The 24,852-nt window shown below is 52.4% G+C and carries 21 protein-coding genes; 11 read left to right on the plus strand and 10 right to left on the minus strand.

Annotation, left to right across the window (positions count from 1 at the left end; all coding sequences use genetic code 11):
• Positions 1 to 2: 2 nt before the first annotated feature.
• The 7 genes from V6U78_RS02040 (at position 3) to V6U78_RS02070 (ending at position 6,919) form a co-directional block, all read left to right on the plus strand.
• Positions 3 to 485 (plus strand): FixH family protein, encoded by a 483-nt coding sequence (locus V6U78_RS02040; RefSeq protein ID WP_405336673.1) that lies wholly within the window; start codon positions 3 to 5, stop codon positions 483 to 485.
• Between the two features lie 135 nt (positions 486 to 620).
• On the plus strand, positions 621 to 3,113 hold the full coding sequence (locus V6U78_RS02045; protein ID WP_405336675.1) for a heavy metal translocating P-type ATPase: 2,493 nt from the start codon (positions 621 to 623) through the stop codon (positions 3,111 to 3,113).
• Complete coding sequence (gene ccoS / locus V6U78_RS02050) at positions 3,110 to 3,340, plus strand: cbb3-type cytochrome oxidase assembly protein CcoS (RefSeq protein ID WP_405336677.1); 231 nt, start codon at positions 3,110 to 3,112, stop codon at positions 3,338 to 3,340. The genes V6U78_RS02045 and ccoS overlap by 4 nt, the downstream gene beginning before the upstream one ends.
• On the plus strand, positions 3,337 to 4,035 hold the full coding sequence (locus V6U78_RS02055; protein WP_405336679.1) for a sulfite exporter TauE/SafE family protein: 699 nt from the start codon (positions 3,337 to 3,339) through the stop codon (positions 4,033 to 4,035). The genes ccoS and V6U78_RS02055 overlap by 4 nt, the downstream gene beginning before the upstream one ends.
• A gap of 15 nt (positions 4,036 to 4,050) precedes the next feature.
• Positions 4,051 to 5,448 (plus strand): oxygen-independent coproporphyrinogen III oxidase, encoded by a 1,398-nt coding sequence (gene hemN, locus V6U78_RS02060; protein ID WP_405336681.1) that lies wholly within the window; start codon positions 4,051 to 4,053, stop codon positions 5,446 to 5,448.
• Positions 5,449 to 5,582: 134 nt separating this feature from the next.
• Complete coding sequence (gene fnr, locus V6U78_RS02065) at positions 5,583 to 6,299, plus strand: fumarate/nitrate reduction transcriptional regulator Fnr (protein WP_405336683.1); 717 nt, start codon at positions 5,583 to 5,585, stop codon at positions 6,297 to 6,299.
• 74 nt (positions 6,300 to 6,373) lie between these two features.
• Entirely contained in the window at positions 6,374 to 6,919 is a 546-nt protein-coding gene (locus V6U78_RS02070; RefSeq protein ID WP_405336685.1) for a purine phosphoribosyltransferase family protein, read from the plus strand.
• 43 nt (positions 6,920 to 6,962) lie between these two features.
• Here the strand turns inward: V6U78_RS02070 and ttcA are convergent, their stop codons facing one another.
• The gene (ttcA, locus tag V6U78_RS02075) at positions 6,963 to 7,817 is read right to left on the minus strand and encodes a tRNA 2-thiocytidine(32) synthetase TtcA (RefSeq protein ID WP_405336687.1); all 855 of its coding nucleotides are present in this window, start codon (positions 7,815 to 7,817) and stop codon (positions 6,963 to 6,965) included.
• A 145-nt stretch (positions 7,818 to 7,962) separates the two neighbouring features.
• Here ttcA and V6U78_RS02080 point away from each other — a divergent pair, with 145 nt between their 5' ends.
• Both V6U78_RS02080 and V6U78_RS02085 read left to right on the plus strand, forming a co-directional pair.
• Positions 7,963 to 8,568 (plus strand): DNA-J related domain-containing protein, encoded by a 606-nt coding sequence (locus V6U78_RS02080; RefSeq protein ID WP_405336689.1) that lies wholly within the window; start codon positions 7,963 to 7,965, stop codon positions 8,566 to 8,568.
• Positions 8,569 to 8,590: 22 nt separating this feature from the next.
• On the plus strand, positions 8,591 to 9,706 hold the full coding sequence (locus tag V6U78_RS02085; protein WP_405336691.1) for a polysaccharide deacetylase family protein: 1,116 nt from the start codon (positions 8,591 to 8,593) through the stop codon (positions 9,704 to 9,706).
• A 72-nt stretch (positions 9,707 to 9,778) separates the two neighbouring features.
• On the opposite strand, the gene V6U78_RS02090 is transcribed toward V6U78_RS02085, so the two are convergent.
• From V6U78_RS02090 to V6U78_RS02110, 5 genes are all read right to left on the minus strand, one after another.
• Positions 9,779 to 10,402 (minus strand): 3'-5' exonuclease, encoded by a 624-nt coding sequence (locus V6U78_RS02090; RefSeq protein WP_405336693.1) that lies wholly within the window; start codon positions 10,400 to 10,402, stop codon positions 9,779 to 9,781.
• Between the two features lie 5 nt (positions 10,403 to 10,407).
• A complete protein-coding gene (locus V6U78_RS02095; protein WP_405336695.1) occupies positions 10,408 to 12,243 on the minus strand; it encodes a DUF294 nucleotidyltransferase-like domain-containing protein in 1,836 nt (611 codons plus the stop codon).
• A 202-nt stretch (positions 12,244 to 12,445) separates the two neighbouring features.
• Positions 12,446 to 12,946 (minus strand): hypothetical protein, encoded by a 501-nt coding sequence (locus tag V6U78_RS02100; protein WP_405336697.1) that lies wholly within the window; start codon positions 12,944 to 12,946, stop codon positions 12,446 to 12,448.
• A 101-nt stretch (positions 12,947 to 13,047) separates the two neighbouring features.
• Positions 13,048 to 14,817 carry a sodium:solute symporter family protein gene (locus tag V6U78_RS02105; RefSeq protein WP_405336699.1) on the minus strand — a complete coding sequence of 590 codons (1,770 nt, stop codon included), beginning with the start codon at positions 14,815 to 14,817 and terminating at the stop codon, positions 13,048 to 13,050.
• 6 nt (positions 14,818 to 14,823) lie between these two features.
• Complete coding sequence (locus tag V6U78_RS02110) at positions 14,824 to 15,084, minus strand: DUF4212 domain-containing protein (protein ID WP_405336701.1); 261 nt, start codon at positions 15,082 to 15,084, stop codon at positions 14,824 to 14,826.
• Between the two features lie 355 nt (positions 15,085 to 15,439).
• On the opposite strand from V6U78_RS02110, the gene V6U78_RS02115 reads away from it, so the two are divergent.
• Complete coding sequence (locus tag V6U78_RS02115) at positions 15,440 to 19,429, plus strand: NahK/ErcS family hybrid sensor histidine kinase/response regulator (protein WP_405336703.1); 3,990 nt, start codon at positions 15,440 to 15,442, stop codon at positions 19,427 to 19,429.
• A 52-nt stretch (positions 19,430 to 19,481) separates the two neighbouring features.
• On the opposite strand, the gene V6U78_RS02120 is transcribed toward V6U78_RS02115, so the two are convergent.
• The 3 genes from V6U78_RS02120 to V6U78_RS02130 form a co-directional block, all read right to left on the minus strand.
• Entirely contained in the window at positions 19,482 to 20,147 is a 666-nt protein-coding gene (locus V6U78_RS02120) for a LuxR C-terminal-related transcriptional regulator (RefSeq protein ID WP_405336705.1), read from the minus strand.
• 120 nt (positions 20,148 to 20,267) lie between these two features.
• Positions 20,268 to 22,217: an acetate--CoA ligase gene (gene acs / locus V6U78_RS02125; RefSeq protein ID WP_405336707.1), complete on the minus strand. Its 1,950-nt coding sequence runs from the start codon at positions 22,215 to 22,217 to the stop codon at positions 20,268 to 20,270.
• A gap of 151 nt (positions 22,218 to 22,368) precedes the next feature.
• Positions 22,369 to 22,890: a SprT family zinc-dependent metalloprotease gene (locus V6U78_RS02130; protein WP_405336709.1), complete on the minus strand. Its 522-nt coding sequence runs from the start codon at positions 22,888 to 22,890 to the stop codon at positions 22,369 to 22,371.
• Positions 22,891 to 22,995: 105 nt separating this feature from the next.
• Here V6U78_RS02130 and V6U78_RS02135 point away from each other — a divergent pair, with 105 nt between their 5' ends.
• Positions 22,996 to 23,640 carry a YecA/YgfB family protein gene (locus V6U78_RS02135; RefSeq protein ID WP_405336711.1) on the plus strand — a complete coding sequence of 215 codons (645 nt, stop codon included), beginning with the start codon at positions 22,996 to 22,998 and terminating at the stop codon, positions 23,638 to 23,640.
• A 46-nt stretch (positions 23,641 to 23,686) separates the two neighbouring features.
• On the opposite strand, the gene V6U78_RS02140 is transcribed toward V6U78_RS02135, so the two are convergent.
• Positions 23,687 to 24,811 carry a phospholipase D-like domain-containing protein gene (locus V6U78_RS02140; RefSeq protein ID WP_405336713.1) on the minus strand — a complete coding sequence of 375 codons (1,125 nt, stop codon included), beginning with the start codon at positions 24,809 to 24,811 and terminating at the stop codon, positions 23,687 to 23,689.
• Positions 24,812 to 24,852 lie beyond the last annotated feature (41 nt).

Genomic DNA, 24,852 nt, shown 5'->3' on the forward strand with positions numbered 1-24,852 from the left:
AAATGCCCTGGTATAAAGAGCCGATGGTTTGGCTTGCCTTTTCGCCCGCTATCTTCGGTGTCATCGTTGGTTTGACATTGCTGACCATCGGCGTGTTGAGCTACGACGGCCCTGTGCATGAAGACTACTATCGCGAAGGACGAACGATTAATCAGTCCTTTGAGCGGGATCGTGTCGCGCGCGATCTGAGTTTACGCGCTGATCTGCGCTTTACAGCCGATCAGGTTATTTTGAATTTAACGGGTCAGCTAGAAAGCTTTCCGCCAGAGCTTGAGATTCTGATGGAAAACACCACGCGCGCTGCGTTGGATTTCAGTGTCCCGATTCGTCATATTCAAGCTGGGCAGTATGTCGGTAACCTGCCACAGCAGCCGGTCAATCAGTGGGATGTCAAGCTCTATGGGCCTGAACGCGAATGGCGTCTATATGGCCGCGCTGACTTCCCATCGCAGCAGACACTGGTTTTACAGCCGGGTCGTCGCTAGTTGGTGCTGGATTGGCGACATCGCGTTTTCCTTGAACAGCGGCATGTCCGCTGTTTTTTTTATCTTTGAATCAGTTTTACCTGATTGAGATAAATATGAACTAGGGTTCTGATCAGTTAGGTTTGGGGGGAGTGAATGACTCAGGAAGCTTGTTTTCACTGTGGTGAAGTGGTCCCAGAAAACAGTCCGTATGTGGTGCATATTCAGGATGAGGTCAAGCGCCTCTGCTGCCCTGGTTGTGAGGCGGTTTCGAATGCGATTGTGCTCGGCGGATTGGAAAGCTATTACAAGTTTCGTACTGAGCTTCCTCCTCGCCCTGAGCTGTCCGCTGAAGAGCAGGCTGAGCTGGCTGTCTATGATGCACCTGAGTTACTACAAGAGTTCGTGAGCGTCAGTGAAGAGGGGCTTGCAGAAACAACTCTCGCGATCGAGGGCATCACCTGTGCTGCCTGCGCTTGGCTGATTGAGCATCAGATCAATGACCTGCCTGGAGTGGAGTACACCGGGGTGAATCTGAGTGCGCAACGCGCGACCTTGCGCTGGAAACTGAGCGAACTGCCCTTAAGCCAGCTGCTGATTGCGTTTAAAAATATCGGCTATGGCGCTCTGCCTTGGCGTGCTGATGCACAGCAGCAGCGACAAGAGAAAGAGCAAAAGGCCGCGATTCGTCGTTTGATCGTCGCAGCCATAGGTTCGATGCAGGCGATGATGTTTGGTATCGCTTTGGAAGCGGGTATTTTGGCGAGCTATATGGAGCAGGAGTTTGTGCTGCTGTTCCAGTGGATGTCCTTTTTGGTGACGACGCCGGTTGTGCTCTATTCTGCTTGGCCCTTTTTTACCAGTGCCGCGCGGGAGTTAAAGCGTAAACGCCTCAATATTGATGTGCCCGTGTCGCTGGCGATAGGTCTGGGCTACGCTGCGAGTGTCTGGGCGCTGGTTTTTGAAACGGGTGAGCTGCATTTTTATGCGATTGCCATGTTTGCCTTTTTTCTGCTGTGCGGTCGCTATATCGAGATGCGCACGCGTCATCGCCTGGGTCAAGCCGGAAATGCGTTCCATGATTTGATTCCGCAAGCCGCGATTCGCCTGAATGAGCAAGGAGAGGAAGACTATATTCCTAGTCGTCAGCTGAAAAAGGGCGATCGTATTCTGGTTAAACCAGGCCATACCTTTCCGATTGATGGGGTGATCCTAGAAGGCCACTCCAGCGTGAACCAAGCCACTATGACCGGCGAATATCTGCCTGTGGCCTGCCATCCAGGGCATCGCGTGCTGGCGGGTACGCAAAATATAGGCAGTCCTTTGATTGTAGAGGTGCAGCAGACAGGATCAGATGTGCGCTTGGCCAGTATTTCACGTCTCAGTGAGCGAGCACTGGCAGAAAAACCGCGCATTCAGACACTGGCGACTTTTATTGCACAATACTTTGTCGCAGCGACCTTGCTGGTGGCCTTAACCGTCTTTAGTGCTTGGTGGATGATCGAGCCTGAGCGGGCTTTTTGGGTCACGCTTTCTGTTTTGGTCGTCACCTGCCCCTGTGCCTTGGCTTTGGCGACCCCAACGGCCTTGGCGGTAACGAATGCGACCCTAAATCGACAAGGCGTCTTGATTACGCGTGGGCATGTGTTGGAAGGCCTAGCGAAAGCGACCCATATCATTTTTGATAAAACTGGCACCCTGACTGAAGGACGCCTTGAACTCAAGCATCAGATTTGGTTGGGTGATCCTCAGGATGCACGCCGTGAGCGAGCTGTGGCACTGGCGGCAGCCTTAGAAAGCTACTCTGAGCATCCTATCGCGCGTGCCTTTGTGGGGCAGCGTGATCCTCAAGATCAAGTCAGTGATCTACAGGCCATCACCGGACAGGGTTTAGAGGGATGGATTCAAGGCCAGCGCTATCGCCTGGGACGGGCTGACTTTGCTGCACCTCAGGCTGCACTCACGCCACCTGAGCAAGAAGGGCAGTGGTTATTGCTGGCCGATGAGCAGGGACCACTTTGCTGGTTTGGTTTAACCGATCAACTGCGCCCAGATGCGCGTCAGGCCATTCAAGCGCTGCAAAAAATGGGCTTGTCGCTGGAGCTTTTATCCGGTGATCAGCAGCGTTCTGTCGAAGCTGTAGCGCAAGAGTTAGGCATTCAAAACTTTACCGCCAGCGCCACACCAGAGCGCAAGCTTGAACGCTTGAAGGAACTGCAAGCTCAGGGTCGTCAGGTTGTGATGGTGGGCGATGGCGTTAACGATGTCCCGGTTTTAGCCGGAGCGCAGGTATCGATTGCGATGGGAGATGCTACGGATCTGGCCAAAACCAGTGCGGATACACTGCTCCTTTCAAGCCGTCTTGAGCGGATTCCGCAAGCCATTCAAAAAGCACGCATGACGAGGATCACCATCGCGCAGAACCTGGCTATTTCACTGGGCTACAACCTGATGGCATTGCCAGCCGCTTCCATGGGTTTGATTCCACCTTGGATGGCGGCTTTAGGGATGACCGCCAGTTCGTTGGTGGTTGTTTTTAACGCCCTGCGCCTTCATGATCGAGCTAGTGAAGAGCGCTTGAGTGAACAACGCGCCCAAATTGAGCAGCAGGTGATTGCCGACTCGGCGCCAGAGGCGAAATCAGCATGAACATTCTTTTCCTACTTATCCCGCTGTCGATCGTTTTGCTGAGCTTGGCCATCTGGGCCTTCTTCTGGGCGGTTAAAAACGACCAGTTTGAAGACCTTGAAGGCCCAGCCTATTCCATTCTGTTTGATGACGACAAGCCTGAATCCAAGCCTAAGTCTAGCGAAGCTGAGCAGACCTCGGCTGAAGTGCCCGAAGCAGACCAGCAAGACGTTTCTGCGCCAAAATGATACAAGAACTCTTGGCGATGGGTGTGATGACCGCACTGATCGCTGGACTGCTTGGAGGTGGGCACTGTATTGGCATGTGTGGTGGCATTGTTAGTGCGTTGAGCTTTGCCTTACCACCAAGCCAACGCCATCCTGCGCGATTGCTGGGTTTACTACTGATGTACAACCTGGGTCGCATCTCAAGTTATGTCCTCGCTGGCGCACTGGTCGGTGGCTTGGGCCAACTGCTTGTGCAGTCCATTCAGCCTTTGGTACAGCTTCTAAGCTGGCTTGCAGTACTGATGCTGGTCTTGATGGCGGCGTATATCGGTCAGTGGTGGATGGGGCTGTTGAAGGTTGAAGCGCTGGGAAAAGGTTTATGGCGACGTCTAGAGCCGATCGGACGTCGGCTGATGCCAGTGACCCACCCTCTGCAAGCCTTGGGTATTGGCCTCGTTTGGGGCTGGTTGCCCTGTGGCTTGGTCTATTCCATGTTGATTTTGGCGCTCAGTAGCGGCAGTGCACTGCATGGCGCGATATTAATGCTCTTTTTTGGCCTTGGCACCTTGCCGACCCTGCTCTTGACCGGGGCGCTAGCGCAGCAGTTGATGACCTATCTGCGCCAAGGCTTCTGGCGTCAGTGCTCAGCACTGTTGTTACTGGTTTTTGCGCTACTGCAAGCCTGGCCTTTATTGGGATTGAACCGAATTTTTTAAATAGAGATACTGATCATGAAGAATGTTGATTTTGACCAGTTTGAATGGAATGCCGCCTTAATCGAGCGCTATAACCTCGCTGGTCCACGCTATACGTCTTATCCTACGGCACCTCAGTTTCATGCTGGTTTCGATGCCGAAGCCTATCGTCAGGCGCTGATCGACAGCAATGCCAGCCAGGCACCCTTGTCGCTTTATTTTCATATCCCCTTTTGCGCCAAGGTGTGCTTTTACTGTGGCTGCAATAAAATTGCGACGGGCGATACCTCGCGCTGCGGCCCTTATCTTGAGCGCCTGTATCAAGAAATGGATCAGATTGCCGCAGTGGTGGATACCTCGCGACCTGTGCATCAGCTGCACTGGGGCGGTGGCACGCCTACTTTTCTTTCACATCAGCAGATGCGAGAGCTGATGCAGCAGACTCGAGCCCGCTTCCAACTGCGTGATGATGACCAAGGCGACTACTCAATAGAGATCGATCCGCGCGAAATCCAGCCAGATACCCTGCCTTTATTGCGTGAGCTGGGCTTTAACCGCATGAGCTTTGGTTTACAGGATTTAAATCTGCAGGTGCAGCAGGCTGTGAACCGTGTCCAGCCGCGTGAGATGACTGAGGGGGCGTTGCAGCAAGCACGCGAGCTAGGCTTTCGCTCTTTAAATCTGGATTTGATCTACGGTTTGCCGCATCAAACCCCGGAGAGTTTTGCGCAGACCGTGGAAGAGGTGATCGACATGTCGCCAGATCGCCTCTCCGTTTTCAACTATGCGCACCTGCCTGAACGTTTTAAACCTCAGCGGCGGATTCGTGCCGAGGATCTGCCCAGTCCAGAGCATAAGCTGTTGATTCTGGAGCAAACCATTCGCCGCCTAGTCGAAGCTGGCTATGTCTATATCGGTATGGATCACTTCGCCAAGCCCACAGATAGCCTCGCGATTGCACAGCGAGAGGGGCGTTTACATCGCAATTTTCAGGGTTATACCACCCACTCAGATTGTGATTTGATCGCGATGGGCGCTTCCTCAATTAGCCAGGTGGGGCCGACCTATGCGCAGAACCATCATGATACTGAAGGCTATGAGGCACAGATCAGCCAAGGCCAGCTCGCGACTTTGCGTGGCCTGGTCTTGACGCAAGATGATATACTGCGCCGTGCAGTGATTAACCAATTAATCTGCCATTTTGCACTCGATACCCAGGCCTGGAGTCGCACTTGGGGCGTGGCATTTAACGATTATTTTGCCTCTGAGTTGGCTGCGCTGAAAACGCACGAGCAGGATGGCTTAATTGAGATTCGCCCTGAAGGATTAAGGGTGACGCCTGCTGGTCGTTTATTGATTCGCAGCCTGTGCATGGTCTTTGATGCTTATCTTGACCAGCCGAGTCTGGGCCGTGCTTTTTCACGAATTATCTGATCTGATTGCGAGAGATCAATCAGCGTGGTAAAAAGGATTGATCTCCAGCATGACATACATAAGAGGGAGACGACACCATGACGAGTCGCCAAATGAAAGGAAGTGGTCTGATATTCAGTAAGGAAACCCGCTGTATGACATGCAGCCTGAGTTCCCTGTGTTTGCCCCTCTCGTTGAACCTAGAGGATATCGATCAATTAGATCGCATTATTAAACGCCGCCAGCCACTAAAAAAGGGTGAGCATCTCTTCCGTCAGGGTGATCCCTTTGATTGTGTTTACGCGGTGCGCTCAGGCAGTCTCAAAAACTACATCATGACGAATGATGGTGAAGAACAGATCACCAACTTTCACCTGCCGAGCGAGCTGGTAGGGCTGGATGGGATCGACTGCGCCAGTTATCCCATCTCATCAAAAGCGCTTGAAACCACGACCGTTTGCGAGATCCCTTTTAGTCGTCTGCAAGAGTTGTCGCTCGAGTTGCCAGATTTGCGTCAGCAGCTGCTGAGCTGTATGAGTAAAGAAATACGCGATGATAAGCAGATGATGCTCTTGCTGTCTAAGAAAAACGCTGAAGAGCGGGTAGCCACCTTGCTCGCCAATCTCTCGAGCCGCTTTAAGCGCCGTGGCTACTCTCCTTATACCTTCCGCTTGCCTATGTCGCGTAATGAGATAGGGAACTATCTTGGCTTGGCTGTTGAAACAGTCAGCCGTGTGTTTACGCGCTTTCAGGCGATGCAGGTGATCGCAGTGAATGGCAAAGAAGTGCATATTACTGATCGCCCACAGTTGCTGGAAATGGCGGGCTTGGCCGATTGTGAAGCAGAGTCCAAGTTGGTCGCACACGGTTAACAGTGGGATGATGCTGGCGTCTGTAGAGCAAGGTGTGCGCGCTCTGCAAGCTGAGTGGAGTCAAGGAGGTAGGTATGCTCGATGATTTTGAACTCAAGCAAAAGGTCACCTTGTATCAGGATTTTCCTAAAAAGGGTTATCACATGCGTGATTTATCCGGCTTACTGGATGATCCTAAGGCCCTGCAACTGATCACTGATACCTTTGTGCATCGCTATTTGGATGCCCAGCTGACACGTATTGTGGCCCTGAAAGGACGAGGTACCATGTTTGCTGCGGTTTTGGCTTATCGCTTGAATCTGCCTTTAGTGGTGATTCGTGATCTAGGCGAAGAGCCGGGAGAGGTGCTCTATGAGCGGGCCCCTAGTGCAGCAGGCGAGCGAACCCTTGAAATGCGTGTCGGTGCTGTGCAGTCAGAGGATCAGGTGCTGCTGTTTGACGATATTCTGTCCAGCGGTGCCACGCTGCTGGCCGCCGCATCATTGATTCGCCGCCAGGGAGCACAGATTTATGAGGTGGCAACGCTGATTGATCTGCCCGATCAGGGAGGGAGTGAGCGCTTACAGGAGATAGACGTCTCGACCTATGCGCTGATGGCCTTTGCACAGGATCAGGCTTAGTCAGAGAGCGGGCTCAGGTGCCATGACCTGCGCCCGCTGATGTTTAGGCTGGGTGAGAGAGGGTATCAACCAGTTGAATCCTTTGTGCCAGCTGAGCCTTCTGCTTGGCTTCTAATCCAACAAAATCAAAGAGTTGACGATCGGCCAGCTGTGACGGCGCGACGTTTTGTAGCGCGTTAAAAATAGTCTCGCTGCGCCCAGGAAATTGCTTATCCCAATCCTGGAGCATCTCTTTAATGACCTGGCGCTGTAAGTTTTCCTGCGAGCCGCATAGGTTACAGGGGATGATTGGAAACGCCATCATCTGTGCAAAGGTGGCGATATCCTTCTCTTTACAGTAGGCCAGTGGGCGAATCACCACATTTTTGCCATCATCAGACAGCAGCTTGGGTGGCATGGCTTTTAAGCTGCCGCCAAAGAAGAGATTTAAAAACAGGGTTTCGAGCAGATCATCGCGATGATGCCCAAGCGCAATTTTCGTGGCCCCTATTTCTTCGGCAAAACCATAGAGGCTACCGCGTCTGAGTCGCGAACAAAGGCCGCAGGTGGTTTTGCCTTCAGGAATAATCTCTTTGACGATGCTATAGGTGTCTTTTTCAAGAATATGAAATGGCACCCCGATCTCAGTCAGATAAGCAGGAAGAATATGTTCAGGAAAGCCTGGTTGCTTTTGGTCGAGGTTGACGGCAACCAGCTCAAAGCGCACTGGAGCACTTTTCTGTAAACCCATTAATAGATGCAGCAAGGTAAAAGAGTCTTTGCCGCCAGAGAGGCAGACCATGACCTTATCGCCTTCCTGGATCATATTGAAGTCTGCAATCGCTTGTCCTGCCTGGCGGCGCAGGCGTTTTTGGAGCTTATTAAATTCTTTTTTGGCCTTGGGAAGGAGTTCTTGCATCTGCGGCACCTATTGCGATTGACTTCAAAGGCAGGCAAATTAACCAAAGCCACAGCAAATGTAAATGCCTGAAGCGTTTTCTATCGGCTTCAGCCCTGCTAACATCAGTAGAAGTCTTTTATTCCGTTCAGGCCTAGAGAAAAACATGACTGCTTTACAAGAAACCCGCATATTTGAGGACTTGATCGAAGTCTTACAGGAATTCCCCGAGGGCGTGAATGAGCATACCTTGCTAAAAAAGCTCGATGAAAAGGGCACGGTCGTTCTGGAGCCAGACACTTTTAGTAACACCAATAAGCTCTTTAAAACCCACTTTCTGCTCTATCATGCCCTTTATCAACTCAGGGATGATCTGTGGAAGCGGGCGAAAGGCCATCTGGAAATCACCGCGGTGCGGGTACAACTGCAAACCTATCAGCCAGGTCATGTGGCTTTGCAACAGCATGATCCAATGCGTGATTACTATCTGGATTTAGAACAACTTGAAAAAACCACGGAACAGGATTTAGAAACAGCACTCAAAAATTTCTGGAAAAAACTGCACGAAGAAACAGTCTTTACTGGCGGTGGTGTCAAAGCCAAGGCTTTGCAGGCATTGGGTTTAAAAGAAGGCGTATCGAGTAAGGAAATCAAACTCAGCTACCGTCGTCTTGCCATGCAGCACCATCCAGATCGCGGCGGTGATCCTGAAAAGTTGCAAAGTATTAATGAAGCGATGGAGGTGTTAAAGCCTCTACTCAGAAACGCTTAGCACAGAATAAAAAGGTGGAAAGATGGAAAAGAATCACGGGATGCGCCGTCTTGTGCGCTGGCCCCTTCTCGCATTGCTGTTATGCCTAGGGATTTCGCATAGCTGGGCGAATGACACGGCGGAGCCACGTTTTCATGCCTCAATCTTGCTCTACCACCATGTGAGCAGCAGCACGCCCCCTTCAACCAGCCTCAGTCCTCGTCAGTTTGCAGAGCATTTAGAAATGCTGGAGCGTGATGGCTTTGAGGTGTGGCCTTTGCCGCGCGTGATTCAGCATCTCCAGCGCCGCCGTCCGATGCCTGATCGTGTCGCGGTGCTGACTTTTGATGATGCTTATATCAGTGTCTATGAGAATGCCTTGCCGTTAATGCGCGAGCGTAATCTACCCTTTACTATTTTTGTCAATGCGCAGTTTATTGAGGAGAGGCGACCTCTGTATATGAGCTGGGCGCAGCTGCGCGAAGCTCAGCAGGCTGGTGGCACCATCGCCAACCATAGTTTGACTCATCCTTATATGGTTCGTCGTGATGGAGAAGAGTCAGATGCCGCTTGGGAAGCCAGAATGCGCGCCGAAATCGAAGACAACCAACGTCTTTTAGAAGAGCGCCTGGGCAATGTACCACGCTTATTTGCCTATCCTTATGGTGAATACACCCCTGAGCTAGAAGCGATTGTGGCCTCGCTGGGCTATGTGGCCTTTGGTCAGCACTCAGGGCCAGCCAGCCCTTTTAGCCGCCTGACAGCGATTCCACGCTATGCTGCCAATGGCGTTTTTGCTAATCCGGCTACGCTCAGAACCAAACTCCATGCGCTGCCCTTTCCGGTGGTTGAGGATCTGCCCGCTTCTGATCTAGTCGATGGAGCGCGTCCGCGTCCAACCTGGACTTTTACGATGGAAGCAGGGGATTATCGCCTCAATCAGCTGCGCTGCTATGGTCCTCAGTCGCGTTTGCTCAATACTGATATAGAGCGAGCGGGTGAAGGCCGTGTCCGCGTGACAGTGACGGATTCAACCGCTTTGAATCCAGGGCGCTCACGCTTTAATTGCACCGCACCACATCGCACTGAGAACCGCTACTTCTGGCTATCGCGCCAGTGGCTGGTACCGCGCCCTGATGGAAGCTGGGGGCGCCAGTAGCCTTTTCTAGGATCATCAAAGCCGAGCTAATGCTCGGCTTTTTGTTAGGTGAGGATGAGGCAGGTTACGTATTTAATAGCTGGGCGAAGGCCCTTTCAGCAGACGCACATACATTAAGGCTGTTGTGACGGCATCGCCGAGTGCAGTATGGCGCTCACCCACCATCGGGACCCCCAGCTTCTCGGCAATAGTTTCAAACTGGAGATCAGGTACCAGTTCGGGATTCGCACGCTGGATTTTATGAAGGTAGCAGTGAGACAGCTCAATAGTTTTGTTGGGCAGGCTGAACCCAAAGCGCGGGCGAATAAAGCGATTAAGCACGGTCATATCGTAATCGATATAGTAGCCCATAATCGGACGGTTACCGATAAACTGAATCAGCTCATGCAGGGCATCCCCGAGCACCTCGCCACCGAGCAGATCCACTCCACGGATACGATGCACTTTGATCGAATCTCCGCTCAGGCTCTCTGGTTTTTGTAGCTTAATATCGAGCTTTTCACTGGTCAGGACCTGGGTGCCCTTGATCTTGACTGCGGCAATCGAAACCAGCTCCGCTTTTTGCGGATCAAGACTGGTCATCTCACAGTCCAGAGCAATCACTTCATCCCCTGTATAGGGTTCGAAAATCCAGGCAAATTCGCCATTCTTTTGATTCCATCGATCTGTTGCGCTTCTTATTGTTTTTAAGACCATGGGAACTACCTCTCTAGATGATAGCGGTGGGTCATACGGGATTTAAATTCTTTGGCAATATGTAGGGCTTCCCTGAGAAGATCTCGATCCAGTTTGTTTAATGATGTGGCGGTGATCTGGTTGGCTTCATCGCTACTGGCTTGGCCTTTGGCCGCTTTGAGCTGTTGCTGGAGGCGCAGTTGACTAAACACCGCCAGTGCTTCGGCCAGATCATCGGCAAAATCTTTTTTCAGTATCTTCTTTTCAGCCAGCTGTTCAAGGCGAGCGAAGGTGTTGGTGTCATGAATATGATGTTGCAGGGCCATAGTGCGGATACCATGCACCAGCGGAAAGATTCCTCCTTTTTTCAGATCGATACCATCGGATTTTTTCAGGCCGCCAAAAAAGGTCAGGGGGCTGCTGAATTGGCGCAGTGGCATCGCAAAATAGGAGTAGAACACATCCTTTCCTTGCAGCTTTTTATAAAGGTGTTCACGCAGTTCGGTGAAAAGCTGAGGGGCACCGCTGACAGGATGGGCATCAACAAAGATCGCCAGGTTCATCAGCCCCTTGCCTTCAACGGAGCTGGTCCACTGCTCAAGCTTTTTCTTCCAAGCGCTGACTGGCATAGCCCACTCAGGGTTCGACACCATGATCTTGCCCTTACACAGCGGATAGCCAAAATCGAGCAGCGTTTGCGTGAAGCGCTCCATCACCTTGCTGCACTCGGGCCAGTCCAGATCATCAGCAAGAATTAAGGCATTATCCTGATCTGTTTTTAGAACCTGCTCGCCACGCCCCTCACTGCCCATGACCACCAGGCAGACCTTATGGCGAATTTCCTCAGGCACCAGATATTCAAAAGCCTTGGCGATAATGCGGCCATTTAAGGCAGCAAGAAGATCCATCGCAAAACGGATTTTGACTCCCTGTGCCATCAGCCCACTGACCAGATGGGTGGTGCCCTTGGCCGCACGGGCCAGTTCCTCTAGGTTGCTGGCCCGTTCAATCTGCATGCCGATAACATGAGACTGGCTGGAGAAGAAGCTCAGCACATCCGTCAGCTCAACCAGCCCTGCCAGCTTCGGGCCATTGAAGACCACCACACGCTGTATCTTGTGACGCGTCATCAGGACTAAGGCGTTAAAGAGAAAATCCTCACTTTGTACGGTCAGCAGGTTATAGCTGGCCAGTTCGGTAATATCTGTCTCCAAACTCAGGTTATTGAGCACAACGCCTTCGAGCAGATCAGTACGCGTGACCATGCCATATTGGCTACCTTTACGAACCAGTAGGCTATCGGCATGTTGTTCACGCATGGTGCGGGTTGCCTCTAAAATACTGGTGCCTGAATCAAGCAACACTGGCTCTCTGAGTACTGAGCTGCCTACTTTGGCGAGCATAAAAGCTGACATATCGCTGCCGCCTTCACGCTGGCTGCGACGGCTTTCTAGTAGGCGCGCTTTTTCTGCGAGGGTATTCTGGAAATAGGCTGAGAAGGCGGTGTTGGCTTCGAGCAGTGACAGAAACACCGCCTTGGGAATCATCCAGGCAATGGTTTCTTCAAGCGTTAAAAAGGTATAGCGGCTGACGCCATTGATGATGCTGATCGCACCAAAGATATCCTCGGCAGCATACTCGCGTAGCACACCGGCTTCTGGATCTTGCTGTGCCTGACGTGGATCGATTTCAGCGACCGCACCCTTGAGTACGACAAAAACATATTCGCTACTCTGCCCAGCTTCAATCACCTTTTCCTTGCTTTCAAAATAGCCAATATCCAGGCGTGTGAGCAGCTGCTGTTGTTGCTCAGCCGTGAGTAGATCAAAGGGCGGGTGGGAGACGTCAAACTCATTGCTCATACAGCAGCATCCTTATTATTGTTAGTCTGAGAGCGGGCCATCGATCAAGATGACCTATCTGCAATCTAACAAAGGCAGGCCAGACAAAGAAGCTGGACTTTAGTCTTGACCTGTGTCAGTCGCTGGTTAAGCAGAGTAGAAGGGGCGTGAGCGCTCAGCCTCGCTAGGTCTGTGCGCTCAGTGCTCAGTCTTGATATGGCAGTTAGTCTGCTTGGCAGATCAGCTGTCGTAAGGGGTTGGCTTCAGCCAGATAGCTCATGGCTTGCGGGCGAGGGGTGTGGTTGGCATCAAAAGGAGTGAGTGCACCGTCCTGACAATTGAGCAGATAGCGCTCAACTTCGAGTAAATCAACATAAGCCCGTTCAAAGTGATAAAGATAAAACTCTGCCAGGGGGCCAGAGCGCTGTACCTGAGCGATATCCACGACGGTAAAGCCCGTAGTCATGGGCACCAGATAGGTCCAAGGACGCCAAAAATAGCGGCTTTCCTGAGTGCTGATAATGACGCTGCCTTCAGGCAGTTGTGCCTGCTTGGTCTTCAGCCAGCCATATTCGATGCCGAGCTGGAAGGCCAGCATCGCCACACCCGCAAAAGCCGGAATGATCCACTTCGGCAAACGATTGCGACTGAGTTTTCTCAGTAACAGAGCAACACCAGCAGCACCAAGGCCAGCAAAAACAGCAGCAATTAAATGCCAAATCATCGTTGATTGTTCCTTCCAGAATGCAATCGGGCCTCCATGTGGAAGCCCGAAAGTGTGTGGTTTAACAGTGGGCGCAATCACCCACTTTAAGGGGGTTTGGCTTAGTGATCAACTGCAGCACCAGCGCCTTTAGGGAAGCGAACACTTTCCACCAGATCTTGGATTTCCTGAGGTGGAGCCTGAGTCGCGCTGGAGACAGCAAAGGCCACACTGAAGTTGATGATCGCACCAATCACACCGAAGGACTGAGGTGCGATACCGAACAACCAGTTATCTGGTGTGTTAGGCAGCATGTTGGTGCCAGGAATGAACAACCAGCCGAGGTAAGTGAAAATATACAGCAAGGTGGTGATCAAACCCGCCAGCATACCGGCAATCGCGCCCTTGTCGTTCACGCGCTTGGAGAAGATCCCCATCATCAACACTGGGAAGAGTGAGGCACCCGCGATACCAAAGGCCAGAGCCACCGTTTGTGCTGCGAATCCGGGTGGATTCAAGCCAAGGTAGGTTGCCAGCAGAATGGCGACTGCCATCGAGATACGCGCAGCCAGCATCTCACCTTTTTCACTGATATTGGGGTTGATGGTTTTCTTGATCAAGTCATGACTGATCGCAGAAGAGATGGCCAACAATAAGCCTGCAGCAGTCGATAGCGCCGCAGCAATACCACCAGCAGCAATCAAACCGATAACCCAACCAGGCAGCTGTGCAATTTCAGGGTTAGCCAGTACTAGGATATCGTTGTTGACCGTCAGCTCATTGCCAGCCCAGCCGCGTGCTTCAGCTGTGGGGGCAAAGGCCTGGTTGGCCGAGTTATACATCTGGATGCGGCCATCATTGTTGTGATCAGTAAAGCTAATCAGGCCAGTTTGTTCCCAGGTTTTGACCCAATCAGGACGCTCTGCATATTCCAGTGCAGGCTGATCAGTGCCATCAGGATAGATGGTGGTAATCAGGTTCAAGCGTGCCATAGAACCTACCGCAGGTGCAGTCAGGTATAACAGCGCGATGAAGACCAGTGCCCAACCAGCAGACCAGCGTGCATCAGCGACCTTAGGTACAGTGAAGAAGCGAATAATAACGTGTGGCAGACCGGCTGTACCCACCATCAGCGACATGGTGAACAGCACCATATTGAGCTTGTTAGAGGGGTCCGCTGTATAGGCAGTGAAGCCCAGATCTTGTACCAGCTCATCCAAGAGTTGCAGCATGGGCAGGCCAGATTCAGCGTGGGTACCGAACATACCAAACATCGGAATCGGGTTGCCGGTCAGCTGCAAAGAGATAAAGACCGCAGGAATGGTGTAGGCAATGATCAGCACGATGTACTGCGCAACCTGCGTATAGGTGATGCCTTTCATACCGCCGAAAACGGCATAGAGGAATACGATTAACGCGGCAATCCAGATACCCGCACTGCTGCTCACTTCAAGGAAGCGCGAGAAGGCTACGCCCGCACCCGTCATCTGACCGATAACGTAGGTCACAGAAGCAATGATCAAACAGGCAACCGCGATAGTCCGTGCGGTGCTGCTGTAGAAACGATCCCCGATAAAATCAGGCACAGTAAACTTGCCGAATTTACGCAGGTAAGGTGCCAGAAGCAGGGCGAGAATAACATAGCCGCCTGTCCAGCCCATCAGGAAGGAAGAAGCCGCATAGCCACCTGAGGCCAGCAGACCCGCCATAGAGATAAAAGAAGCCGCAGACATCCAGTCTGCCGCCGTTGCCATACCGTTGGTGACTGGGTGGACTCCGCCGCCAGCGACATAGAATTCTTTTGTCGAGCCAGCACGCGCCCAGATCGCGATCCCGATATACAGCGCAAAGGAGGCCCCGACAAAGAGCAGGTTGATTGCAAATTGACTCATAGTGGCTTACTCCTCAAGACCGAATTTTTTATCGAGCTGATTCATTTTCCATGCGTAGACGAAAATGATCGCGATAAATGCGAGAATCGAGCCTTGCTGGGCAAACCAGAAGCCAAGATCCGTTCCGCCTACCGCAATGCCAGCGAGCATTGGGCGCAGAAGGATGCCAAAACCAAAAGATACCAGCAGCCAAACGGCAAAACTGATAAAGATCAGGCGAAGGTTCGCCGACCAGTATGCAGCAGCATTGGAGTTATTATCTGCCATAGTGTTGCTCTCCGTTTATTGTTATTGAGAGTGGGGATATCCCGCATTGCCTGGAGAAGATCCAATTGCATTCTGCAAAATTCATTGCGGACTGAATAGCCCCGACCTTAGTCTTAAACTGGATGCGTGGCGCAGTTTTTATTGTTTAAATCAATAAAAACAATGGCTTGTATTTGTGTGAATCTTTGGTGGCAGTAGCGGAGCAGGACAATAGTCTAATCTCTATTTGGCGATCAACCTGTCTCAGCGGTGAGGTAGAGCGCTATTGTTCAGCGTCTGAAGCCGTTATATTGTGCGTCGGCAAGGGTAGAAGGCGTTTTTTTGATGCGGATTTCTTTTAAGTGGCGGATACACGATGTTTGATAGCTGGCAGCTGATACTTTTCTCTCTCCTTTATTTGCTTCTTTTATTTGGTATTGCATGGCATGGAGATCAGCAGGCACGTCGGCAGCAGATGCCCGTTGCGCGCCCTTGGATTTACAGCTTGGCGCTGGCTGTCTATTGTACTTCTTGGACCTTCTATGGTGCGGTTGGGCAGGCGGCGGCCGGAGGGTGGATGTACCTGAGCATCTTTCTTGGCCCAGTCTTGACCTATCTGCTGGCCTGGCCTTGGGTGCGTAAGCTGTTTCGTGTGAGCAAGGCACAGAATATTACCTCGATTGCTGATTTTATTGCCTCTCGCTATGGTAAGTGGCAGCCTCTGGCGGTGATGGTGACTCTCTTCGCCTTGGTCGGGACGCTGCCTTATATCGCGCTGCAGTTAAAGGCGATCAGCATGGCCTATAGCCTGCTAACAGACCCTGATCCGGTGGAGGCTCTTTCTGGGTTAGATGGGCTGGGACAGGAAGCGCTGCTACTCGATACGGCCTTTTATGTTGCCTTGGCACTGGGGGCTTTTGCCTTGCTGTTTGGCACACGTCAAGTCAATGCAACCGAGCATCATGAGGGGCTGATGCGGGCCATAGCTTTTGAATCCGTGATTAAAATCGGTGCTTTTTTGCTCTTGGGCAGTTTTGTGATCTGGGGCGTCTTTGGTGGCCTAGAGTCTTTGATCAGCCAGGTACAGCAGCAACAGCCCTTTACCACCCAGCTGGATTACAGCGTTTTGAATCAAGGTTTTATAGCGCAAACCTTGCTGGCCATGATGGCCGTGATTCTGCTTCCGCGTATGTTCCATGTCACCGTGGTTGAAAACGCCCATCGAGATGATGCCCGCTATGCGCGCTGGTTTTTGCCTGTCTATCTTCTGCTGATTGCTTTGATGGTGATGCCACTGGCGCTGGCCGGTTTGCTGACCTTTACGCCAGGCAGTGTTGAACCCGATACTTTTGTGCTGCTGTTGCCGATGGCCTTTGATTCGCCCAGCCTGACTCTGGTGGCCTATATCGGTGGTTTTTCAGCTGCCACCAGTATGGTGATCATGACCACGGTGGCGGTGAGTATTATGGTCTCAAATGAAATTGTGATCCCTTTTCTTCTGAAGGCGCGCTGGACACCGCGTGGCTCACACCAGCACTTTGGTCGTGTGGTGGTACTGGTCAGGCGGTTGACGACGGTCTTTATCATTCTGCTTGGTTATCTGACCTATCGCACGATTGCTGAATTCAACTCGCTGGCTGCCACAGGTTTTCTGGCTTTTGCCGCCATCGGCCAGCTGGCACCAGCCGCTCTAGGGGGATTGATCTGGAAGACGGGCAATCGCTGGGGGGTGCTCAGTGGCCTGCTGCTGGGTGGTTTTTTCTGGGCCTATACACTGCTGCTCCCAAGTCTTGAGATGGCCGGTTTGGTCAGTCACCAGCTGCTCACTCATGGTCCTTGGGGAGTGGCTTGGTTGCGGCCAACAGCCTTGCTTGGGGTCGAGCAGCTCGACTTTTTTACTCAAGGTGTATTGTGGAGTCTTGGAAGTAACCTGCTCGCTTATATACTGGTATCGCGCTTAACTCGTCAAAGAGTGATTGATCGCATTCAGGCTTCGGCCTTTGTCGATAGTCTGGAGCCTAAGGTGGTCAAGGCACCCCGTCCTTGGCAGGGCGCGACGAAGCTGGGTGATCTGCGCGTGGTCGCTGAGCGCTTTGTGGGCCGTGAAGTGGTCGATCGCGCCTTTTATGACTTTGCCTTTAAGCGCGGACTCGAACCGCTGAAGAATGAAGATCCGGCCAGTATCGAGCTGATTCAGCTGACTGAGCGTCTGCTGGCTGGCGTGCTCGGAGCCTCTTCTGCACGTGTGGTGATGAGTTCGGCCTTGCAAGGCAAGGAGATTAAAATCTCTGATGTGATCTCGATTGTGGATGAAGCCTCGCAGGTGCTGGAGTTTAACCGCAGCCTCCTACAATCGACGATAGAAAACCTCTCTCAGGGCGTCAGTGTTGTCGATAAGCACCTCAATCTGGTGGTCTGGAATCAACGCTACTTAGAGCTCTTTCACTTCCCTGATCACTTTATCCGTGTTGGCCGTCCAGCCATTGAGATTTTCCGTTATAACGCTGAGCGGGGAGAGTATGGGCCTGGCGATCCAGAGGCCCATGTGCAGCAGTTGATGGAAAATATTCGCGAAGGCCAGCCCCATGCTTATGTACGCTACCGCAAGGATGGCAGTGTGCTGGAAATCCAGGGGAATCCCATGCCTGGTGGAGGTTTTGTCTATAGTTATCAAGATATTACCCAGCAAAAGCAAATTGAAGAGGCTTTGATCCAATCCGAAAACAATATCCGTATCTATACCGATAATGTGCCGGCATTGATTGCTTATTTTGATACTGAAAAATGCTACCTGTTTACCAACCGCGCCTATGAAGAAGCCATGGGTGTCGATCGCAATCAGGTGATTGGCCGGCCTATTTATGAAGTGCTGTCCACTCTGGACTATGAGGCGCGTCAGCCTTATATGCGGGCCGCTTTAGATGGACGACGCCAGACCTTTGAGTTGGAAATGCCGGGGCATCACGCCATACGCTATGCGTTGGTCACCTATACGCCACACTTGGCAGAAAGCGGTGAGGTGCTGGGCTTCTTTGCGCTCTATCAAGATATAACCGAGAGGCGCTTGGTCGAAGTGGCCCTGCAAGAAACCAATGAGCATCTGGAAGAGCGGGTGCGGGAGCGAACACTGGCGCTTTCTGAACTCAATAGTGCGCTCTTTAAGGAAAATAAGGTGCGTGCTCAGGCAGAAGAGGATATGCGCCACGCCAAGCAGCAGGCGGAAGAGGCCAATGCTTCTAAAACACGCTTCCTTGCCGCGGCCAGCCATGATCTCTTGCAGCCTTTAAATGCAGCGCGACTGTTTACTTCTGCGGTGGCACAGCAGGTACAAGAGCCTGAGCTGAAAACCACCATCTCGCATATTGATAACTCCTTGAAGGCGGCCGAAGAGCTGCTCAGCACCTTGCTGGATATTTCTAAACTGGATGCAGGAGCCTTGCAGCCACGGATCACTGATTTTGCGCTCAGCGAAATTTTTGAGCCTTTAAAAGCTGAGTTTAGTGTGATGGCGGCAGAGCGGGATCTGGTTTTGCGCCAGGTCAAAACCCAATGCTGGGTGCGAAGTGATGCGCAGATGTTGCGGCGCATTATCCAAAACTTTCTTTCTAATGCGCTGCGTTATACCGGAGAAGGCAAGGTATTGCTGGGGTGTCGTCGCCGTGGTGATCAGCTGGTCGTGCAGGTTTGGGATACTGGGCCTGGGATTCCAGAAAGCCGCCTTGGTGAGATTTTTCAGGAGTTCCGCCGCCTTGACTCCACGCCAGATAAGCGCAAAGAAAAGGGGCTGGGCTTGGGGCTCTCCATTGCCGAGCGTATGTCGCGCGTACTAGGGCATCGCCTTGAAGTGAAAAGCTGGCCTGGGCAGGGCACGGTGTTTTCAGTCGCACTCCCTTGCGTACCCGCTCAGCAGCAGCCAGCGCACTTTTTACCAGGGCGACGCAGCTTCAATCGTCTGGATGGCTTGCAACTCTTATGTATCGATAACGAGCCGCTGATCTTGGAAGGCATGAAGGCCATGCTCAGCGGCTGGCAGTGTGAGGTCGCGACAGCGGCTTCAGAGCAGGAGGCGCTGAGCTTACTACAACAGATGGAGGTGCGTCCTGAGATCTATCTGGCTGACTATCATCTCGATGATGACCTGACCGGTGTGATGGCTTTACAGGGGCTGGCGCGTTTTCTGGGTGAGCCTGCCTTGCCGGGCATTATTATTACAGCGGATCGTACGGATGTGATCAGTGAAGAAGTGCGGCAAGCTGGTTATCAACTGCTGCATAAGCCAGTGAAGCCAGCAGCGCTGCGTGCTTTGCTCACACGTATGATGCAGATGCAAAAGCGCAAAGCCCAGGCGTCGGCGGATCAGCCATAAAAAAAGCCAGCAAGGATGCTGGCTTCGAGGCTGCTGCGTGATAGAAAACAGCTTAAGGCGTATTCACCTTGGGCGCTTCAACCTCTAAACGCTTGGCAGCAATCACCGCCTGGGTGCGTGAATGCACACCGAGCTTGCGTAAAATAGCGGTGACATGGGCCTTGATGGTGGCTTCTGAGACATCCAACTCATAGGCAATTTGCTTATTGAGCAGACCTTCAGTGAGCATATTCAATACACGGAACTGCTGTGGCGTTAAAGAAGCCAGTGCCTCAGCAAAACGTGCTTCTTCTTCACTGATCTCATCGAGATGCTCTGCCACCGCTGGCGGAATCCAGACCTCACCGTTCAGAACCTGAGCAATGGCTTGGCCGATGGTTTCCAGAGAAGAGGATTTGGGGATAAAGCCGGATGCGCCATAGTCCATCGCGCGACGAATAACATGATTATCCTCACTGCCTGAGACCACCACCACCGGAATACCGGGATTGACACCACTTAAGAACACCAGACCAGAAAAGCCGTGTGCGCCGGGCATATGAAGATCGAGCAGAATCAGGTCCGCATCTGGATGATGGGCAACGGCATGATGAACAGCTTCCAGAGTATCAGCCTCAACTATCTCGACATCACTTAAGGCTTGGGTGACCGCTTGCTGGAGTGCGGCACGAAACAAGGGGTGATCGTCAGCAACGATAATTTTGTGGCGTAAAGCCATTCACTTTCCTCCAGTAAAAGAGTGTAACTTCAGACCATTATTATCTGACTTTACTGATTTATCAAGGCACAAAAAGAAGCCCCACCGAGTGGTGGGGCCAGGCTAGAGAAATCGCAGAGGTTATTGAATGGCGCGGTTTTCGATCAGATCATCCACCACTGAAGGATCGGCCAGCGTACTGGTATCACCCAGACCATCGGTTTCATTGGCGGCAATCTTACGCAGAATGCGGCGCATGATTTTGCCTGAACGCGTCTTGGGTAGGCCAGGAGAGAACTGAATGACATCGGGTGATGCAATCGGGCCGATCTCTTTGCGCACCCACTTCACTAGCTCTTTGCGCAGCTCATCGCTGGCATCAAAGCCATCCGCCAAGGTGACATAAACATAGATGCCTTGACCCTTGATATCATGCGGGTAACCCACCACAGCCGCCTCGGCAACAGCTTCATGAGCTACGAGTGCAGATTCGACCTCAGCTGTACCCATGCGATGTCCAGAAACGTTGATCACGTCATCAACACGACCGGTAATCCAGTAGCAGCCATCCTCATCGCGGCGGCAACCGTCACCAGTAAAGTACATCCCTTGATAGGTAGAGAAGTAGGTTTGCACAAAGCGCTCGTGATCCCCCCAGATGGAGCGACCTTGACCAGGCCAGGAGTCCAGAATCACCAGGTTGCCTTCTGTCGCGCCTTCCAGAATCTTGCCTTCAGCATCCACCAATGCAGGCTGTACGCCAAAGAAGGGCAGAGTCGCCGAGCCAGGCTTCAGATCTGTCGCACCGGGCAGAGGGGCAATCAAAATGCCGCCGGTTTCGGTTTGCCACCAGGTATCCACAATTGGGCACTGGCTGTTACCGATCACGCGGTAGTACCACTCCCAGGCTTCAGGGTTGATTGGCTCACCAACAGAACCCAGCAGGCGCAAGCTGGAACGCGTCGAGCTGTCCATCACGTTATCGCCTTGGGCCATTAAAGCGCGCACAGCAGTGGGTGCGGTATAGAGAATATTAACCTGATGCTTGTCGCAGACTTCACCTATACGACCATGCGTAGGGTAGCTGGGTACGCCTTCAAACATCAGGGTGGTGCCACCATTGGCCAGTGGGCCATAAACAATATAGCTGTGGCCAGTGACCCAGCCCACATCCGCTGTACACCAGTAAACCTCACCGGGTTTGTAGTCAAAAATATACTGGTGGGTCATCGAGGCATAGACCAGATAGCCGCCGGTGGTGTGCTTTAAGCCCTTGGGCGCGCCAGTTGAGCCTGAAGTGAACAGAATAAAGAGAGGGTCTTCAGCCTGCATTTCTTCGGCAGGGCACTCATCCGCACAATCCGCGACCAGCTCATGCCACCAGACATCACGGCCTTCTTGCCAATCAATGCTGCCTCCGGTGCGCTTCAGCACTACCACATGCTCGACCGTTTTGACAGCTGGGTTGTTCAGGCCTTCATCCACATTTTCTTTTAATGGAACACACTTGCCGCCACGCAGACCTTCATCAGAGGTGATGATGATGCGTGAATCTGAGCCAATGACACGGCTGGCAATCGCATCGGGTGAGAAGCCACCAAAGACGACAGAATGCACTGCGCCCAGACGAGCACAGGCCAGCATCGCAATGGCCGCCTCGGGTACCATCGGCATATACAGGGTGACGACTTCGCCTTTTTGAACGCCCAGTTTTTTCAGGCCATTCGCAAAGCGACAGACTTCATGGTAAAGCTCGCGGTAGGTGATCTTCTTGTCTTCGTTGGGATCATCGCCTTCCCAAATAATCGCGACCTGATCACCGCGCTCTGCAAGATGGCGATCCAAGCAGTTTACCGAGGCGTTGAGGGTGCCATCTTCAAACCAGCGGATATCGACATTGTGTGGATCAAAGCTGGTGTTTTTAACGCGGGTATAGGGTTGCATCCAATCAAGGCGTTTGCCCTGCTCAGCCCAGAAGGCTTCAGGGTTGTTGACTGACTCAGCGTACATGGCAAGGTATTGTTCTTTATTGATCCATGCGGCGTCAGCCACTTCAGGTTTTACTGGATAGACTTTCTGTTGTTCGCTCATCAGACTCAGCCTCTGTGTCTGGGTGGATTTGTTTTTATATGTTGATACTGATGAGAAGTTATACATGCCCAGCGATGGATAAAAATATTAGACCTTGGTCGCAGCTTTTATCTTTTTAAAATCAATGACTTGTGATTTTATGACTGAAGAGTCATGGCTTGGTCACGCTCTTTTCCTGCCGCGCAAAGTGTAAACGACTACCACAGAGGCGGCACAGATAGCCCTGACCACGGCCAATTTTATTATGGCGTCGGATGGTGAGATGATGTTCGCGCCCTACACAGCCACAGTGATAAACAAAACACTGACCCGCAGCTTGGCGCACCTCAAAGGTGTGTGTACGCCGAGCTTGCTGCTTGAAGACTTCTTCCATGATACGACGCCATTCAGGGCCGTGGGGGCGGATGCGACGGCCAAAAAGCTGCCAAGCCACAAGATGGGCGACCTCATGCGGCACGACTTGCTGAATAAAATCCTGTTGGTTCTCTAATAGCAGCTGTTGATTAAAGCGCAGGCGATTCAGATGCCCTTCGGCGATCCCCGCGCTACGTCCACGCAGCTTTAAGCTGACCTGAGGCCGTGGAAAAGCACGCAGATAGTAGGCTTCGGCAAGTTGATAGTGGTGCGTTACGGCGCGATTGAGTTCAGTAAAAAGTGTGTGTAAGTCGGACATATAAAGAGTGAGAGGCAGGCCTGTCGTTGTACTGCAAAGAGACCAGGAATCAGTGCTACAATCTGCCTTGATCGCTATTGATTCCACCTAGCTTGAGTTGTGACTATGAATCCAGACCATGAAGTGCCCCTTAGCTTACTTGATGATGAGCAGCTTGACCAACTTGATCAGCATCTAAGCGATCTTGCTCAGCAGGACGAAGATGTGTTTCAGCTCTTTGAATTGCTGGGCTATATCAGTGCCTTGGCCTTGTTACCCGCGCAGGAGCAGCTGAATCCCCAATGGCTGGGCCCGATTGAAAGCCAGCTTGAGCAGACGCCCTCAGCAAATGCCGTGACCCAGCTGGCGCAGATCGCGCTGGAGCGTGCGCAGCAGGGCTTGTATCAGGGTGGTGGTATCGAGTTGCCCTTCCAAGCTTGGGATGAAGAGCAGGCTGATTGGATCGTCGACTGGGCCGCAGGCTTTATGCAAGCCTGTTTTGAGCAGGAAGAGCAGCTGTCTCTTGATGATCCAGCCTTGGCGGAGTTGCTGCTGCCGATCATGGTGCTGTCTGGCCTGTTTGGCGAAGAAGATGCTGAGTTTGCTGAGATGGAAGAAGACGAGCCGCTATTAGAGCAGTTTGTCCGCCAATTGCCAGATTTGCTGCTGGATCTCTATTGTCAGCTGAATGCACCAGAAGAAAAGGCCGCACCTGTCGTGCAGAAAAAAGCCACCGCTGGTCAGAAGAAAAAAGCACCAAGGCGTCACTGAGGTTGAACTGGTGTCATGCTTGATGAGTGATTGATCTTCTTGGTGCCTAATGCCAGCGTTGAACTAATGCACCAATCCAGCCCCAAAAGCGCTCCTGGATTTTGATCCACCAGGGGCGCTGTTGCCAGAGTTGAGTATCGATCCAGCAGCTGTCCAGCGCAGCCTGTTGAAACCAGGCTTCCACCTGCTGCGCAAGAGCAGCACAGCGCGCTTCTTGGTTCGCTTCTAGATTCCAGCGCAACCCCCAATAGTCAAAATTGCAGGAGCCGATCGAAATCCACTGATCGCAGAGGCTGACCTTGGCATGCAAAAAACGTGGCTCCAGCTCCAGAATACGCACACCCGCTTTGAGCAGCTCGGGATAAAACCTTTGTCCGGCAAAGCGTATGGCGGGGTGATCTGTCTTGGGCCCTGGCAGCAGCAGATGGACTGAAACACCAGCCTGCGCCGCTTGGATCAAGGCGCGCCTCAATCGACGACTCGGCGCAAAATAGGGGGTCGCAATCCAGATCTGCTCTTGTGCCTGATAGATCTGACGCAGCAATGACAGCTTGATGGTGTGGCGATACAGGCCCCAGCCAGTGACCACGCGCCCTTCATTGTCTGAGGCCAGAGCAGCAGCAGGCCAGTGGATGGGCGGATGCGGGCAGAGGGCAGCAGCAAGAGGACGACTTGGCCAGCTCTGGCGAAAAGTCTGCGCCCACTGGGTCACGCAAGAGCCTTGAATACGCAGCGCGACCTCTAACCAGGCCGTTTCTGGCGTGATCCACATATCCGCCAAACCAAATCCACCCACATAGGCGATCTGGTGATCAATCAACAGCAGCTTGCGATGATTACGAACCAGGTTTTGACTCAGTTGCCGCCAGTTCAAGGGATTAAACTCTTGGATCATCACTCCTGCGGTCTTGAGTTGCGCCCGTTCTTCAGGCGCAAAGCGGCGAGCGCCAAAGCCATCTATCAGCAAATAGACCTGCACGCCACGTTGGCTGGCTGCACTTAAAGCTTCGACCCAAGCCTGGGTGACTAGCCCCGATTCAATCAAGTAGAGCTCAAGGAGAATCACCTCCCTTGCCGCTGCGATATCCGTTAACATACGCGGATAAAAATCGACGGCCTCACTGATGAGTTCGAAGTGCTGCTGAGGCTGCCAAGCTAATCCCTTCAGCATCGGCAAAGCTTTTTCGGTAAGAGGGCGGGTTGTCGATCTTC

Source organism: Marinospirillum alkalitolerans (assembly GCF_045055655.1).
Classification (GTDB): Bacteria; Pseudomonadota; Gammaproteobacteria; order Pseudomonadales; family Halomonadaceae; genus Marinospirillum; species Marinospirillum alkalitolerans.